This window comes from Mesorhizobium sp. B1-1-7, assembly GCF_006442705.1.
Lineage (GTDB): Bacteria > Pseudomonadota > Alphaproteobacteria > Rhizobiales > Rhizobiaceae > Mesorhizobium > Mesorhizobium opportunistum.
Map to the genome: position 1 here is coordinate 1 of NZ_VFWQ01000029.1, position 13,391 is coordinate 13,391.

The window sequence follows — 13,391 nt, forward strand, 5'->3', positions numbered from 1 at the left end:
TCTCAGTTTTAATTGAACCATCACGACCGCGCGGATCGCCATGCCGCAGAGAACCGACGATCCAATACGTACATATCAAAGTCGGCATCGTGAAAGTACCAGCCGCCTGGATCGGGCACTGCACCCTTGTGATCAATGGCCATAGTCACGTTAGCAAGCGTGGAGGCGAGAAAATTCTCGGCATCCGATCCATTGATTTGCTTAGCTCGGTCCAGCAGATCAGAACGTGGCACGACCATCCTCGACGCTAGGTAGTCAACGAGCGGAGCTGCCTTTGAGAATGGGAACACAAGGCCAGGTTTTCCTAGCCTTGCAATCGCATCTTCGACGTCCGTGCTCCAATCAAGCAGTTTTGCCACCATCGCCCTCTCCACCGGCTTACCGCCGCCCTTATTCCATCACTTCGGTCCAGCACGAGCGGATCCCGCTTTGAAGGGCTTGATGGTCAACGCCTTCGTGGCATTCTGTACTCCGATTTCGACAAACCGAACAAATACCGCTGTCGGTGTCGATGCAGAGGGTCAGCACAATTCGTTCAATCGACCTCAGCATTCACGCTCGCCGACGCCATCCCGGCTCCAACATAGATGACTGTCGCTTGCTCATGATCGAAGCAGGAGTTGCTTTGTCCAATCGACTACACGGTTTCGCTCGGACGTGGGCCAGCCCTGAGGATGCCGCGTCTCTATGGCCACCGACCCCTCGGACGTGGCAGTTAGCTTGGTGTGGCCGTCACGAAACCGAAGCGTCCGACTTTTATAACCAAGGTCTTCCAGCAACGAAGCAATCGTTGCCCCGCAATACCCGGAAGTTGCGAAGAGGATGACGCGGGGGGCGAGTGATGCAATCTCCTCTTTCAATGCCTGCAAGTGAGGCTCTGCAATAGCGGGCCATCGATACGCTGGTGGCGGCCTTGAACCGCCTACCTCGTCCATCTTGCAAATGTTTGTCCAAGCGATGCGACGGCGAGACGGATCGATGAGATCGACCATTTGCCAGAAGGCCGACTTATTCCTCTTTTCCACCATCCACTTGGTGGACGCGGCCCCGCTCGTAGTCTGATTGGTGTTTGAACCTACGAGCGTTCCTAATGGTCCCGCGCTCTTTCCGACGTAGAGCAATGCCAAATTGCTTGTCGGATCATATTCAGGGCCGACGCCGGTCGCAAACACTCCGGGCGATGCCCAGCCTTGCTTAACGGCCACACGATTGCATTCCGTAAGCTGTTTCCAAGTTGCGTCACTGATAGGCAACTTCCTTGACATGAGAAATCCCCAGCTTTCCGCTATTAAAAGCGCTTCGCGTGAAATGCAGTCAAGTAGCTGGGAGGATTTGCCGCTGCTAGACTTTCTTTCAAAACTGGCGAAAGGGCATTTGGGTAACCCTCTGTGAAATTGATTTCACAAGCCCGCAGAAGGCAGCCTCTGCCATTAGCAAATCGGGGTTGTAGCCGCCGGTGCCAACGACAAAATCAGGAAAATTCCCCAGCTACCCGCCATGGCTTTAACGAGGGCAACGGCTGAGGCTTCAAAAATCCGCCAAGCCCGCCAATGGCGGGGACGCTGGCAGGAGGTGTTTCTGAGCGACTAAATATAAAGTGTTTCGGAGGTAAGACGCTACGCCTATGACTGTGGCGAGGGCAAGCAAAGGGAGAAGACGTGCACGAGACACTGGAACGCATCTGTGAGCTTCAACCTCAATACTCAGCTGAAAATACGCCTGCCATGCAGGAACGGGGTCGGTTGGTGAGGGGCAATCTCAAGACGGAGATTGATGGGCTTCGTTCTCGATTGACTAGGGCTCTGGGTCCTTTTGGCGGCGATCTTCTTGTCGAAGCCTCAGATGGGATCGGGCGAAAGACAGAGCTTCCTTGGGTAAGGTTCTGTTCGCGCAATATGTCGCCGAACCCAACCGAAGGCTTTTATTGCGTGACGCATTTCTCGACCGACGGGTCAGCCGTACACGTAACAGCCGGGTGCGGTTCGTCCCGCTTTCACAAGGGAAGCTCAGTCCCACTCCCTGATCATGAACTGGACGCACAAACTGATTGGGCAAGACGAGTTGTCATCGAGGAGTTCGGGACATTGGTGCCGTTTGACGATCCCGCCGATTTCGGTGCCAAACGCGCGCTGCCGATTTCATTCCAGCGCGCTACAGCGATTTCCCATCGCATTGCATACTCCGACATCCGTGCCACTGACTTTGGCGAACTATTCGATCAGGCAGCGCGACGTCTCCGGCCTATCTACGCAGCCCAAGCTATCGGACGCGATCTCACCGATGCCGATCAACGTGAGCTAGAAGTTGCTTCCGCTCTGAACCCCTTAATTCGGACCTCCGGTAGGCAGGGATATGGCCTGTCGGCACCAGCTAGGAGGGCCGTTGAGAAACGAGCGATGGACGTAGCTTCGCAGTTCTTACGCTCCAATGGATATGGAGTTCGAGACACGTCGAGCTCAAGCCCTTTCGACTTTGAAGCGACGTTAGGCGGGACACGGATTAAGGTTGAGGTCAAAGGCACTACAAGTGATCGCGCTGACGGCATTCTGATGACTGCTAATGAAGTCAAACTTCATCAGACGGAGAAGGGAAACACAGCCCTTATCATTGTGTCGAGCATCCGACTGTCCGAGAAGGACGGAGACTATTCCGGCTCCGGTGGCACGATAGAGTGGCTGCTCGGGTGGGACATCGATGAATGGCTACATGAGCCGACGGCTTTTCGTATGACGCGGCCCGCGATGACGAAAGACCTTTCTACTTCCTAAAACAGCGCCCGGTGCGTTTCACTGAACATGTCGCGGTCGTGTACGTAGCGAGAGGGCATCGCTTTCGAGGCGTGCCCCCTCTGCGCCTGACCTTCTAAGTCGAGGCGCAGGCCGTGGCGGCGCTGGGTCTCCTGTCCAAGGAGATGTCATGTCTCACTTCGACAAAGGACAAAACTTACGGGGATGCCATTTGCCGGTCCTTATGCGCTTACTCACGTGCTGCCGGAAGGCGGCGGGCGATAGCACCTCGCTCATTCGATGCCTTGTCTGATTACAGAATTTGCACGCCGCTACGATGTTCTCATGTCTATCTTCGCCGCCATTCGTTCGGGGCCGCATGTGTTCGGCAGTGCATTGGAAGCGGTTGAGAGACCCGGTCTGAAGACGGTAACGCGTTGCGAAGAGTGTCGGGTCTCCTTGCCACATCAGAAAGCCGCAGTAGAAGCATCGCCAATCTTGCTGGTTGGCGCGCACGGTTCTGAGTTTTGCCAGTTTGTTCGATTTGCTCATTGCACATCCCTTGCTTCATCAACATGAAGCGGATGTGCAGCAACCCGTAAGAGATTGCCCCTCATTCGGAAGGGATAAGCCCTCGCACGAGACAGCACCCTCAAGAGCGCCACTCCGCAGTATTTCAGCGGCAGATGCTGACCGTTATCAGCATCCATACAGTCGCCGATAGACGGCTCCCAGACGACTTAAAGGCCGTCCCCACCATTCTTCATTACTTCGAAATTTGGCGGCGCTCAAGCCGTTGCTTGCCACGTGGCAGGTGACGGAGAAGCGGCGGCTTCAATCACTGGTAGGAGCAGCGGGCTTCAATCTAAGCGGGTGCGACAGGCGGCTGTAGCTGCCGCCGTCAAAGACATTTCTTCCGGCATTCCCCAGCTACTGGCTCCGGCTTTGACGAATGCAACAGCTGAGGCTTTCAAAATCCGGCATGATACGCATCTTCCCGTGCCGCTCTAGCTCTAGTTAATTGAAGTTATCCCGGATGACGGCCTGTTGCGGGACCTTTAGAGGGACCACACAGAGGATGCTAATATCCTCGCTTCAGGTTCGCTTTCTCCGTCTCATTTCCCGTGCAGCGTCCTTCTCGACCTTGGCGAAATAGGCTTCCTTCTCCGCCTCGTGCCTCATGGCTTCGGCGAGCCTCACATCCATGGCGATGCTATCAAGCCCGGGGTATATGAAACCTTTGGTCATGCCGACTTTGCGAAGGCCATTTAAAACGTCATTCGTTGACGTATACGGAATGAACACCTTTGTTATGAGAGGGCGAATAATATCGTACCAATCGAGTGGATGGACGTTACTTCCATGCAGTGTGAAAACACCCGATTGCGACCGTATTCTAGCAGAAATGTGGGGCGCGACGACGCAGATCGGGGCGTAAGCAGCTATGGTGTTTTCCGCTGGCCGAAGATAATGCGCCCAGCGTTCTGGTTCGTCGGCGACATCGATTGGATCAGACACGTCACAAACAATTGCGTTGATAGCACCAGGGTCAATTACGAACACGGCAAAGCCATCGTCACGATGTTCGATGCCCTCAAGGAATTCTTGGCAAGCTTCTTCACCACCCCCGTTTTTTATCCCCGACGGCGCACCTGATGCAGCGAAATAGAGAGCAACTAGTGCGTTCGTTGACCAGTCCAATAGACGCGTAGGAAGACCATGATGCTGCGCTAAGAACATCCATTCAAATGAATTTCTCAACGGTCGCTCGAGAAATGGTTGAGCCTGTCGCTTAAATTCTGAGAGCATCCGCTCTGGGTTCATCCCGGTAACATCGCTGCCACTTGCGTTTACCACTTGGTTTTTTCGAATGGGCTGGCCTCTCCCGTCTGTGGTCAGGGTGGTGTTGCGGAGGACGCCTGGTGTGAGCTGATGTGAAGCATTGGATTGTCCACGGAACCAAATGCCTGCGAGCGTTGATGGAGTAAGTCCTTCCACAACATCCATGTACTCCGAGACTGATCTTGCAACTCGCCTCTGAATTTCAGCCATCGGGGACCACACATCCTAAATTTGAGTTTGGAACGAACAACAAACCCGCTACCAAATCAAGTGACTGTTCATCACCCATTTTTTGACCAGCTCTTGCTGTCGTGGCATATCGACCGCAGCGCGCACATACAAAAACTTTATCCAAAGAGGTCCAAGTCAGAGAACCCGAGCCGCCGCGCTGTCATCGAACAGATCGACGGTGCGCAGGTAGGGGGCAAGCCCGGCCTCGCTGCGGTGACCCGTCACCTGCCTAATCTTATAGCTGGTCGCGCCTGCCATCGCTGCGGAGGTCGCAAACCCGCTGCGCAGGGAATGAGCGGAGAACACAGCAGGGTCGTAGCCTGCTGAACTGACACGGAGCTTGACGACATCGCTGACGGCCTCGCCGGAAATGCGGTCGGGAAGAACGTTGCCGTGCTTGTCCATGCCAAGGAAGATCGGCCCGGCCTCGATCCCCGCGAACTCCAACCAGCGTTTCAGGGCGGCGATGGGGCAATGCCGGGCGCGCCCGAACGGCATAGCAATTTCGCGCCCGGCACCTTCTTGGTCGGTCTTGCTCTTGCGGATCGTCACTAGCGCCCCTTGGCTTGTGAACGCGATATCCGCCACCTCCAGCGCCACAAGTTCCGATCTGCGCAGGGCACAGGCCCAACCCAACAACAGCATGGCGCGGTCCCTGACATCCTTCGTGCGGTCTCCGAGCCGGTCGAGGATGGCGAACAGGTCATCGCGGAGAAGGGCCTGCGCCTGCCGTTGCTTAACCCCAAGGGTCCGGCGCACGCCGCGCAATGTCGCGCGTACCAACTCGCTCTTGGTCGGGTCTTCCGCACTGATCGCACGATGGGCTTTGCTGATCGACGCCAGCCGCCGCTGAAGGGTCGCCACAGCATACGTCTGTGAGCCCTCGGCCAGATATGCCGCTACAATTTCCGGGGTCGCGGGGAGCCGCCTACCGGTTGCCTCGAAATGCGCGATGTCCAGTCGATAGGCCCTTTTGCTCGCGTCAGCCAGCGAGGCGGTGACAAGGCGTTGCACGGCAGCGGGCAGAACGTCCGACCCCACGTCGTGGCTCGTCGGGACGCGCAGCAGGTTCCCGTTATCAGTGTGGCGGTCAGCGGACATCATAGCGGACCTCGTTCAGCGCGGGGAGGTCGGCGCGGATCATGTCGAGAAATCCAGCAGGGTCCGACAGCTTCATCTGATGAAACCCCGTGTCAGCAAGCCATCGCAGGGTCATCGCACAGGGCCACTCGACCCGTTGGCGCACCAGCCCGCCTTCGACCCGGAACAATCCACCTGCCAGCACCGCGAGCCGCCGATTGGTTGGAACGTGGCTGCGGAGCCAGCGACTTGTCGCGGTGTTGCGTTTCAGGAAACGAGAGAGGGTCGCCCCACCCTCCCGAGAAAACCGATCAAGGCAGTAGGTAGGCAATCCGTTCCGGGCAATCACAACCGGCGGAAACTCATCATCGGCGACGGGAAGTACTCCGGCAGGACGGGCGAGAGTGACGAGGGCCAGCAGGATAGGCAACGCCTCTCGCGTCCGCTTCCAACCCTGCTCGGCAAGGCTCACGAGGTCGTCGTCAATCCCGGCTGGCCGCATCGCGGCAAACATCGCGTTGGGGTTTGCGGTTTGGCCTTCGACCTGTCCTGTCCACCGAGCGCCAGAGGCGTGCAGAGCCGCCAAAGAAGCTCCTAGAAGCGCACCGCGACCCTGGACGCGGGAAAGGCGCTCCGCAGTGGTTTCGCGCGCAAGATCGGCCCGTAGGGCTTCTAGCTCGTGATGATGGCTGATGGCGAGAAACAGGTCATCGGCAGCTCTGCATTTCCGTGCAGCGCACATCTGTTTAACCAGTAGCGATGCAATCGCCCACTCCCCGCCGAACTGCTGGCGAATGGTCTTCCCTGAGGTTGCTGTCATGACAAGGCGGATGGTCTCGACAGACGCCAAACCCACATCCTCAAACACAATACCGATCAGACGCCGCCATAGCTTCGCCGGATCGTCCTTCAACAGGGTTGCGGCGGCACGGGTGGCCAGATCGACATCGCCGCGCCGAATGCCCTTCTGTAGGGCGCTCATAGCAAGCCAAGGCGAAATGGGTACGTGAGAGTGTTGAAAGCGGAGAGAACGGTCTCCCGCTACCACCATTCCCCCCACTCCTTTGGTGCCGTGGGGGAAGGCACCCTCGCCCAAGAGTGCCGTTAACCGCCCAGCCATTTCGACTTCGACGCCGCCGATCCTCGATGGATCTCGAAACACCGTGACGGTTTCGACCAAGTCACGCATTGCCTCTGCACATTCGGAATCGCCAGAAGCGATGCCCTTGGCAAGCCCGGACTGAAGTTGGTTCAGTTGTTCCTGGTAGCGGGCAAGCACCGCAGGGTGCAGCGCGATTACTCCGGTCGCAGCGGGTAGCTCCGGTCACCGCAATTCGCATATCAACCTCCATGTACAAACCAGAAGCGATTTCCTTCGGGCGAGTGTCCCCGTTTAGGGCAGAACGTGAGTCCAAATCTCCGCAAGCTGGCACACTTGAAAGACCATCAGTCTATTTAGTAGACCGTCGGTCTGTTTCAATGCTGGGGCTGCCGTTGAGCGGACCCCGGACGGATTTTGCCCATGACTCTCGGCCGAACTTGCACAACCGCCAACTGAGCTGATGAGGATGATCACATGCGAGTTTCTCATTTACCTCCGGTCGGCCTCGGGGCTTGTTGTCGCGCCCTGTAACGCACCAGCGTTGGAATTTCAGCGCATATGGACCCAGTCGCCAAAGCTTTCCTCCGACCTCCTAAAGCCAGCGGAACGCTCGCTTGAGCTCCTGCCAGCCATCCCGCTCGTAACAACGCCCATGGGCGAGCAGAATTCGGTCTGGTCCCCAAGTGATCATACGATCGATCGCAACGCGGTTATGCTGTCGATTTTGCCTGAAATGTCTGCGCAGTTCCCATGGCAGCATCCCATCGGGATCATTGGAACCCGCCGCCCAGGTTACCAGGCGATAGAAGATCGACTTAAAACGCTTGAGATCAAGATTTTCGATTGCGTCGGTCAGCATCAATGTGCGGCTCGGCTCGTGGAAAAAATCCACTTCTGTGACCGGCCCGCCCGATATCCGCTGTTGCTTGAACGCTCCTTGCCATTCGTGAGGTGGGGCGTCGTCCGACAGCCGTCGGTGAGCCGGCAGTCGCGCCAAAACTTGCTGGGTCATTCCGGGTGCGGTCCAGACGCGGGCGTTGCCGAACGCATGTGACCAGATCGACGTCCAAGTATAGTGAAGATTGCTGGGCGCCACGATGTCCGTCACGGGCCCCAGTTCTCCAATCTGCGCGACCAGCTTTGGTTGCAAAGCGATCGGTGAATGAAGCCACAGTCCGCCATCCGGCAATCGAACGACGATCATTCTTGTAGGAAATGGCATGCGTAGCGGGCCGAGGCGCATCCGGATTTCACCACCGTCCGCGATCCAGACATCTCGAACGATCGGCTTCAAAACAAACAGCGGCTCATAGAGGCGATATCCCAAGCTCATCGAGCACTCCAGGGAACTAGATGGTCAGTCGACGTAACAGGCCCGTTGTCTTGCAAAACCGCATCGGCATTGTCAGCTCTCGACCGTGGCGCCAATGACGAACAGTTTTGCCAAGCCAATGCGAATGCCCGTGACTATTCAAACCAGTAGGTCAGCGTTGTCTGGGCCGACCAGCCGCTCCTGGATCGTCCATCGCGCTTCGCCATGAAGGCGGCGTAGCCTTGAATGCCCTCCAAATCGCCTGTCCCCGAGTGGGCGATAATCTCCCACCTGCCATGGACATACCCGTTCGCGTCCATGCGGCCTGATGCCTCCAGCAGAAATGATCCTCTGCAGTCATCAATGGCTCCGTCGATGCGCTCATAACAAATCAGGGTCCCGGAGCCGTCCCTTCGTTCGAGGCGGACATGTTTTGCTGTTCCGACCGCTTCCAGTCCGCCCGAAAACTTCTCTTCGAGCAATGTCTCGACGATTGCCAGCTCACTGGAGAACGTCTGATCAATCACGTTGCGATCATATTTGATCACCTCGACGTCACTCTGGATCGTCTTGTGGTCGGAGGTCTTTGCTTGCAGCATTGTCAAGTCCTCTGATTGTGGACACCGAGATTCACACTTGTCTGAGTGCTTCGGCCGCCTGCCACGCGCGTGGAAGAGAGAACTCGGAGAGGATCTCAATCATCTCGCCCAACTCCTCATCACCGAGACCGGCCTCTCGTGCAATTGCGACGTGCGCCGCAAAGGGCGAGCCCAGAGTTCCCCCCACCACGTCGATTGCCAGCATTGCAAGCGCACGTTCCCGATGACCCAATATATCGCGGCCCCACAGCTCAGCTGATATGCGCGAAACGGTATTTGCCAGACCCGGATTTGCCGACCGTAGACTTGCCAAGTCCGTCTCGCGGTACGGGGCAGCTTTACTGCCTGCCTGGTGTCTCGCGGCATCACTTCGGGTGTCGAAACCCGATTTGTGAGCGATATCGATCATCCGCTCAAAGGCCATCGAAGTGATGTTCAAGCCCGCATACGGGGCGATGTGTCGAAGAGCTTCTCTTAGCTCTTCAACGGACATATGCGCTCGTTCCAGTGCCATCACGATATGCAGCTCGAACGGGAGGCCCAGTTCGGGAATCCGAACATCGGACGCGATCATCAAGATACACTTTTCTCGCGGCCTCAGCTTGGTGTCTGACCATATCGCGCGCCCGGCTCCGAGACCCATGGAGCCGAAGACTGGATCCAGACGTGCAACTCGATCTTCCGACAACAGTTCCATAGGCGCCTCCGGGGCTATCTTTCAAACCGTTAGTCTGATAAACAGACTGATGGTCTATTTGTTCCGAAAAAAGAAATGCGACGGTGTTTGGCACCACAGGGCTCAGGCTAAGTTGCTCATCCCAGGCCACCACATATCAGTCAAAATCCTACTGAATCGATGCGCGCCGATTGCCGAGGCGGCACGAGGAGATCCCTTTCCACCGAACCAAATTGACAGTGAGAACAGTTTTATGTAGGTTCGCGTTAGTGGAGACTAACGCGAATAGCTGGACGGCGCTCGGTGACCCAACCCGGCGCACGATCTTCGAACTGCTGGTCGAGCACCCGTGTTCCGTTGGCGAACTGGCTCGTGTACTTCCCGTCACCCGGCCAGCGGTCTCTCAGCACCTTAAGGTGCTTAGGGATGCTGGGCTTGTGGCCAACACGCGGTTGGGCAAGCAACGCATCTACCGCGTCGATCCGGAAGGGCTGGCTAGCTTGCGCGCCGAAGTCGACCGCTTCTGGATCAAGACCCTGGCGGCCTACAAAGTGACTGTTGAACAATCATCGAAGGGGCAGGAATGAACACAAATCAAGCACTCCCGCCGGTGAGGCATTCCGTCGTCGTGGAGGCTCCGATCGCGCGTGCCTTCAAGGTCTTCACCGAGGACTTCGGGCGGTTCAAACCCCGCGAGCACAATCTGCTGGCGGTCCCGCTCGCCGAGACCGTCTTCGAGCCTCGAGTTGGCGGTCACGTGTATGACCGGGGCGTTGACGGCAGCGAGTGCCATTGGGCGAGGGTGCTGGCCTACGAGCCGCCCAACCGTGTGCTTCTGAGTTGGGACATCAATCCGCAATGGCAGATCGAAACCGATCCCGAGCGGGCCAGCGAGTGGGAAGTCCGGTTCACGGCGGAGACGGACAACCGGACCCGGATCGATCTCGAGCACCGGAAATTCGAGAGGCACGGCGAAGGATGGAAAAGTGTGCGCAACGGCGTCGGCAGTGATCAGGGCTGGCCACTTTACCTCCAGCGTTTTCGCGAGCTGTTGACTGATAGGTAAGCTGTAGCGACGGAGGAAAGAATGGCCGCTTATTGGCTCAGCATCATCGGGGTGCTCGCACTGTGCCTACTGTCGGTCGCGCTTGCGGTCTACTCGGGCTTTTCCAAGGGTCGCCGGGGCGTGCTTTCAGGCCCGATAGTCCCTGCTGACGATGATAACCTGCTCTACAGGATCGACCGCGTCCACATGAATTCGGTCGAGGCGTTGGCGCCTTTTGTCGTCCCGGCTTTGCTGGCGATGACGGTCGGCGTCGCACCTGCCGCGTTGGCGGTTCTCGTTGGGCTGCATCTGGCGATCCGACTGGTTCACTGTGGAATCTACATTCGCGGCGGCAACGCTGCCAAGGGCGGCAGCATCAGAACAATCCTTTATGTCTCGGGAGCCCTCGTCACGGCTGTCCTCATCGTCATGACCGGCTGGGCGGTGATTCGCTGACGGACGCACCCGACCGCCTCAACACCAAGCATTGAAGCACAGGGCCGCACCCGGTATCGGCTATGGGCGGGCGAGGTTCGCGTCCCTGGTCGCGCACCTCAAAGTCGTGAACGCGTTGCAGTCACGAACACATGCCGATATAGTGCTGCGGAATAGACCGACGGTCTACTTAATTGAATATCAGTCTGTCAACGCTTCGACGCAATGGAATATGACAACGAGAGGCGGCAGGGATGGTCGAAGACAGACGGAATTCGAATGCCTCGCGTAATTAAGCACCCCGAGATTCGGCGCGCGGAAATCCTTGATGCAGCGTTCGCGATGTTCATCGAGCGTGGCTACGATAATGTTAGCCTGAACGATATTATCGACGGGGCAGGGCTTTCCAAGGGCATGCTTTACCACCACTTCGCCTCGAAGGAGGCCTTGTTGGAAGCTCTCTTCGACCGGATAACCGAGAAAACCTATGAGGTGCTCGCGCCGATCATTGCCGCCAAGGATGTGGACCCGAAAAGACGGCTTGAGCAGCTTTTGACCGCCAGCCGGGAGGACCGGCTCCGGTCCGTCGAGTTCAGCCGGAGCGTGTTCGTGTCGTTGCTTCGACCGGAGAGCAGAGACCTTTATCATCGAATTGAAGCCGCATGGGCAAAGCGGATGCGCCCGATTCTCACGCAGTTGGTCTGGGAAGGCGTCAAAGCTGGCGCGTTCAAAACGGACGATCCGGAAGGTGCTGGTGATTTGATTCTCCAGGTACAGATGGCGGCGAAGTATCTGGTGGAGCAGGGCGCGACCGCTCGCACTTCGCGAGAGAGAGACGCGGCGGCGTCTGCCCTGGAGAAAAGGATCGAGTTCCACGCCAAGGTGATTTCGGACGCACTTGGTCTGAAACGGACCCTCACGTTCGGTCCGCCAGATTTCGCGCGCAAATTCATCAAAGCGCTGAACCCTGTCGGACGAGCGCGCAAGGCATAGCTGTGCCGCTTCTAACTCGCCGATGGAAACCTCCACCACCTGACAGCTAACGCGAGCTAGGCGACGAGCAGCAGCCGACCCAGCGCGCCAGCGCAACACCGCGGCGGTTTTCGGCTTTGGCGAAGCGATGGCGTTGCGTATCGACAAGCCTTCATTGAGACCTCTTTCCTCTCTCGGACGTTTCAGATGAGCCTGACCCGACATCCACCTTCGGCCGCGGTCTCGATCGCTTCGATGATCTGGTGCACCGCTACCGCGTCTTCGAAACTTGGCGCTGAGCAGGTACCTTCTCGCAGATCACGGGCCATCCTGGCATAGAGGCGCGCCACGTTCCCCGATTCCACATCCTTGGGCCAGCCGGCGCGGTATGATGAGGGAACCTCCAGCGGTCGGAACGCCCTTTCCTCGCCGCGCGCGCCCTCAAGGGAAAGCTGAACCATTTGTGTGTGGCCCGACGGACCCAACACACGGATGTCGCCTTGCGTGCCATGGATTTCCCAGAACAGGCCGTCCCCGCCCCGGCCTTCGCCGCCACGATAGTGGAGAGAGATGGGAACGCCGGAGGCGAATGTACCGCTGATTAGCACTTGGTCCGGGGCCGTGACTGGGAGTAGTTCGCCCGTATCGAGGGCGAGCGCCGAAGGCCGCCGGACAGCCAAGACCGAAGAAACTTCTGCGAAGTCACCAAACACGTCCCGCAGAACGGCCAGAGTGTGGCCCACCGGAATCGTGAGCAAGGTAGCCCCATTGGAGCGGTCCAGCAGATATGCCCACGTCTTCTTGTCGGGGATGCTGCCACCCCCCTGCAAAGCGCCGCCCCGTCCCACCAACGTGGTCGATAGCAGGTCTCCGACGTACCCCCCTGTGATCAGCTCCCGCAAATATTCGACCTCCGGAGCGACCCGCGCCTGAGTTCCGACCACACCCCGTACGCCTCTTGCTTGCGCGAGCGCCGCCATTTCCCTGGCTTCGGCCAGGCTTTTTCCAAGCGGCCATTCGCAATAGACGTGCTTGCCCGCCACAATTGCGGTCTTCACTATGTCCAGGTGAGGCGGGACCTTCACCGCAACGGTGACGATGTCGACCTCCGGGGCCGCGACCAGTTCGGCAACGTCGGCAAATGCCCGCGGCAGCCCAGTCGCTGCGGCGGCAGCCTCGGCGCTTGCTTTGCTGGTGTTGGCGACGCCGACGATCTCGAAGGTCTCCGACAGCGCGCGTAGCGCAGGAATGTGGCTTCGCGCCGCCCAACTCCTGCCCGGCTCAATACCAATAATCCCCACCCCGAAGCGCCGTTTCGACATAGTGTGCTGTTCTCCTTCGTATCCTATCGCCGACCGCATTCAGTGAACA

13 protein-coding genes are annotated in these 13,391 nt (G+C 58.0%); 5 read left to right on the forward strand and 8 right to left on the reverse strand.

The features are described from left to right. Positions 1 to 20 precede the first annotated feature (20 nt). Positions 21 to 362 carry a hypothetical protein gene (locus FJ978_RS31040; protein WP_140576590.1) on the reverse strand — a complete coding sequence of 114 codons (342 nt, stop codon included), beginning with the start codon at positions 360 to 362 and terminating at the stop codon, positions 21 to 23. A gap of 1,296 nt (positions 363 to 1,658) precedes the next feature. Between FJ978_RS31040 and FJ978_RS31045 the strand changes: the two genes are divergently transcribed. Further along, positions 1,659 to 2,768 (forward strand): DUF3578 domain-containing protein, encoded by a 1,110-nt coding sequence (locus tag FJ978_RS31045; RefSeq protein ID WP_140576592.1) that lies wholly within the window; start codon positions 1,659 to 1,661, stop codon positions 2,766 to 2,768. Between the two features lie 1,053 nt (positions 2,769 to 3,821). Here the strand turns inward: FJ978_RS31045 and FJ978_RS31055 are convergent. The 6 genes from FJ978_RS31055 to FJ978_RS31080 form a co-directional block, all read right to left on the reverse strand. Further along, positions 3,822 to 4,733, reverse strand: coding sequence for an FRG domain-containing protein (locus FJ978_RS31055; RefSeq protein WP_181180443.1), 912 nt, complete (start codon positions 4,731 to 4,733; stop codon positions 3,822 to 3,824). A 201-nt stretch (positions 4,734 to 4,934) separates the two neighbouring features. Then, entirely contained in the window at positions 4,935 to 5,903 is a 969-nt protein-coding gene (locus FJ978_RS31060) for a site-specific integrase (protein WP_140576597.1), read from the reverse strand. Continuing rightward, positions 5,890 to 7,158, reverse strand: coding sequence for a hypothetical protein (locus FJ978_RS32915; protein ID WP_181180444.1), 1,269 nt, complete (start codon positions 7,156 to 7,158; stop codon positions 5,890 to 5,892). Before FJ978_RS32915 ends, FJ978_RS31060 begins: the two co-directional genes overlap by 14 nt. A 415-nt stretch (positions 7,159 to 7,573) precedes the next feature. After that, on the reverse strand, positions 7,574 to 8,314 hold the full coding sequence (locus FJ978_RS31070; RefSeq protein WP_140576598.1) for a DUF4336 domain-containing protein: 741 nt from the start codon (positions 8,312 to 8,314) through the stop codon (positions 7,574 to 7,576). A gap of 134 nt (positions 8,315 to 8,448) precedes the next feature. Continuing rightward, the gene (locus FJ978_RS31075) at positions 8,449 to 8,892 is read right to left on the reverse strand and encodes a DUF3224 domain-containing protein (protein ID WP_140576600.1); all 444 of its coding nucleotides are present in this window, start codon (positions 8,890 to 8,892) and stop codon (positions 8,449 to 8,451) included. 31 nt (positions 8,893 to 8,923) lie between these two features. Next, positions 8,924 to 9,589 (reverse strand): carboxymuconolactone decarboxylase family protein, encoded by a 666-nt coding sequence (locus tag FJ978_RS31080; RefSeq protein WP_140576601.1) that lies wholly within the window; start codon positions 9,587 to 9,589, stop codon positions 8,924 to 8,926. Positions 9,590 to 9,837: 248 nt separating this feature from the next. On the opposite strand from FJ978_RS31080, the gene FJ978_RS31085 reads away from it, so the two are divergent. From FJ978_RS31085 to FJ978_RS31100, 4 genes are all read left to right on the forward strand, one after another. Beyond that, positions 9,838 to 10,155: a metalloregulator ArsR/SmtB family transcription factor gene (locus FJ978_RS31085; RefSeq protein ID WP_181180447.1), complete on the forward strand. Its 318-nt coding sequence runs from the start codon at positions 9,838 to 9,840 to the stop codon at positions 10,153 to 10,155. Beyond that, positions 10,152 to 10,634: an SRPBCC family protein gene (locus tag FJ978_RS31090; RefSeq protein ID WP_140576605.1), complete on the forward strand. Its 483-nt coding sequence runs from the start codon at positions 10,152 to 10,154 to the stop codon at positions 10,632 to 10,634. The genes FJ978_RS31085 and FJ978_RS31090 overlap by 4 nt, the downstream gene beginning before the upstream one ends. Positions 10,635 to 10,655: 21 nt before the next feature. Then, positions 10,656 to 11,069, forward strand: coding sequence for an MAPEG family protein (locus tag FJ978_RS31095; protein ID WP_140576607.1), 414 nt, complete (start codon positions 10,656 to 10,658; stop codon positions 11,067 to 11,069). A gap of 258 nt (positions 11,070 to 11,327) precedes the next feature. Continuing rightward, positions 11,328 to 12,041, forward strand: coding sequence for a TetR/AcrR family transcriptional regulator (locus tag FJ978_RS31100; protein ID WP_181180445.1), 714 nt, complete (start codon positions 11,328 to 11,330; stop codon positions 12,039 to 12,041). A 182-nt stretch (positions 12,042 to 12,223) separates the two neighbouring features. On the opposite strand, the gene FJ978_RS31105 is transcribed toward FJ978_RS31100, so the two are convergent. Next, positions 12,224 to 13,342 (reverse strand): Gfo/Idh/MocA family oxidoreductase, encoded by a 1,119-nt coding sequence (locus FJ978_RS31105; RefSeq protein ID WP_140576610.1) that lies wholly within the window; start codon positions 13,340 to 13,342, stop codon positions 12,224 to 12,226. Positions 13,343 to 13,391 lie beyond the last annotated feature (49 nt).

Excerpts from the sequence above, each read along its gene's own strand:
- FJ978_RS31040 (WP_140576590.1), bottom strand. The coding sequence starts at position 362 with ATGGTGGCAAAACTGCTTGATTGGAGCACGGACGTCGAAGATGCGATT.
- FJ978_RS31055 (WP_181180443.1), bottom strand. The coding sequence starts at position 4,733 with ATGGATGTTGTGGAAGGACTTACTCCATCAACGCTCGCAGGCATTTGG.
- FJ978_RS31060 (WP_140576597.1), bottom strand. The coding sequence starts at position 5,903 with ATGATGTCCGCTGACCGCCACACTGATAACGGGAACCTGCTGCGCGTC.
- FJ978_RS31070 (WP_140576598.1), bottom strand. The coding sequence starts at position 8,314 with ATGAGCTTGGGATATCGCCTCTATGAGCCGCTGTTTGTTTTGAAGCCG.
- FJ978_RS31075 (WP_140576600.1), bottom strand. The coding sequence starts at position 8,892 with ATGCTGCAAGCAAAGACCTCCGACCACAAGACGATCCAGAGTGACGTC.
- FJ978_RS31080 (WP_140576601.1), bottom strand. The coding sequence starts at position 9,589 with ATGGAACTGTTGTCGGAAGATCGAGTTGCACGTCTGGATCCAGTCTTC.
- FJ978_RS31090 (WP_140576605.1), top strand. The coding sequence starts at position 10,152 with ATGAACACAAATCAAGCACTCCCGCCGGTGAGGCATTCCGTCGTCGTG.
- FJ978_RS31095 (WP_140576607.1), top strand. The coding sequence starts at position 10,656 with ATGGCCGCTTATTGGCTCAGCATCATCGGGGTGCTCGCACTGTGCCTA.
- FJ978_RS31100 (WP_181180445.1), top strand. The coding sequence starts at position 11,328 with ATGCCTCGCGTAATTAAGCACCCCGAGATTCGGCGCGCGGAAATCCTT.
- FJ978_RS31105 (WP_140576610.1), bottom strand. The coding sequence starts at position 13,342 with ATGTCGAAACGGCGCTTCGGGGTGGGGATTATTGGTATTGAGCCGGGC.